We start from the raw sequence: 1,600 nt of genomic DNA on the forward strand, positions 1-1,600 counted from the left end.
CGGAGCCCCTGCGCGCCTCCACCGCGCTGACGATCCACCCCGGCACGGCCTCGCCCCCGCCCTCCGCCCCGACCGGACCGGCGCCGCCCGGCGGCTGCCCGCGCACCCCCGCCGCCCACCGGAACGCCGTGGTACCACGGGTGAGGTCGTGTCCGACCGATCGGGCGTCGATCTCGGCCCGGCTCCGCTTCACCTCCCCCTCCGTCCACTCGCGCACCCGCAGCCGGCCGCTCACCAGCACCGGATCGCCCTTGGACAGCGAGCCGATCAGATTGACCGCCAGCGCCCGCCAGGCCGTCACCGCCACCCACTGCGTCTCGCCGTCCACCCAGCACTCGCGCTGCCGGTCGTACCGCCGCTCGGTGCAGCCGAGCCGGAAGTTCGCCATCGGCACCCCGCCGCTGGTTTCGCCGTAGCTCACCTCCGTCGCCACATTGCCGATCACCGTCACATGCGTCTCGCTCACGGCACACCCTCCGTTCTCGCCGATGCACCGTACGGAATCGACCGGTGCGCCTTGAGCGTGCACTTCGAGGGAAATCCGGGCCACCGACTTCCGAAATCCTGTGGATAACTCGGGCCTGTGGAACTGTTGTCACCCGCAGGGGTGAATTTCAGCCTTCCGTCGCCGCTTCGACCCCGCTTCTTCGCGGCCATGACAACAAACTCGCTGCTCGCCGCCCGGCCGGCGCACCCCGGAACCCGCCCGGGAACGCGCCCCGGAAGGCGCCCCGACGGCCGTCCGCGCACGTCATACGACCGGCGCAACCGCGATTAAGGCCCCCACCCGCACCGTCGGCGCCGCATTCTCCGTGCCGAATCCATAACGGGTGAGGAGGCAGCCCCGTAACGACTGCACAACGTCCGGCGCGGAACACTCCCAGACCGCTGCACTCACGGCCTTCACCTGCGATTATCGGACCGCTCCACCGAACCGACACACCAACGGCGGTGTCGTCACACCCGGCCTGGGAACCGGTCACCCTTATCCTGTCCCCGACAGGGCGAGGGCCCACCACCCCCACCCCCACCCTCAGGTACGGGGCCGGACAGCGCGCGCCCCGGCGCTCGCCAGCCCGATCCCGGCCACGGTCGCGCCCGCCAGGGCACCGCCCGTCCCGCCCCCATAGCTCAGCGGATAGAGCACCCGCCTTCTAAGCGGTAGGTCGCAGGTTCGAATCCTGCTGGGGGCACCACCCCGCAATTCCGCAGGCCACCACTCCGGCGGACACTTTCCGTGTCCGCTCCGGACCAGTCGGTAATCCCGTACACCAACCGTTCCGCGCACTCATCGCACAGAACTCGTGACCATGCGTGTCGGGCCGTCGGGAAAACGGGGCGAAAAACGGGTCCAACCGGAACAACCGGAATTCCCGGTGAATCCCCCACCCCGAACGCGCCGGAGCCCGCCCCGGGCCGGGCCGGCGCGCCCGGAAGCGCCCCGGCCTACCCCGCCAGCCCCGCCAGCCCGGCCAGGTAGGCGTCCAGCAGCTCCGTCTGCCGCTCCGCCGGGAACTCCTCCGGGGCGAACAGCGCCTGGACCACCAGGCCCAGCACGAAGGCCTGCGCCTACAGCAACAACAGTCCGGTCAACAAGACC

Annotated in this window: 1 protein-coding gene, 1 tRNA gene and 1 pseudogene; 1 reads left to right on the forward strand and 2 read right to left on the reverse strand. The window is 70.9% G+C overall.

The window, feature by feature from the left end:
* Window positions 1-466: single-stranded DNA-binding protein (locus AE652_RS41035; RefSeq protein WP_159028729.1), on the reverse strand; the 466-nt coding region annotated here is incomplete at its 3' end.
* A gap of 654 nt (window positions 467-1,120) precedes the next feature.
* Here AE652_RS41035 and AE652_RS41040 point away from each other — a divergent pair.
* Window positions 1,121-1,196: transfer RNA gene (locus AE652_RS41040), tRNA-Arg, on the forward strand.
* 250 nt (window positions 1,197-1,446) lie between these two features.
* Here the strand turns inward: AE652_RS41040 and AE652_RS45850 are convergent.
* A pseudogene (locus AE652_RS45850) lies at window positions 1,447-1,569 on the reverse strand (TetR family transcriptional regulator C-terminal domain-containing protein); the annotation flags it as partial.
* Window positions 1,570-1,600: the final 31 nt, after the last annotated feature.

Origin of the sequence: Kitasatospora sp. MY 5-36 (assembly GCF_001182915.1) — a bacterium.
Lineage (GTDB): Bacteria > Actinomycetota > Actinomycetes > Streptomycetales > Streptomycetaceae > Kitasatospora.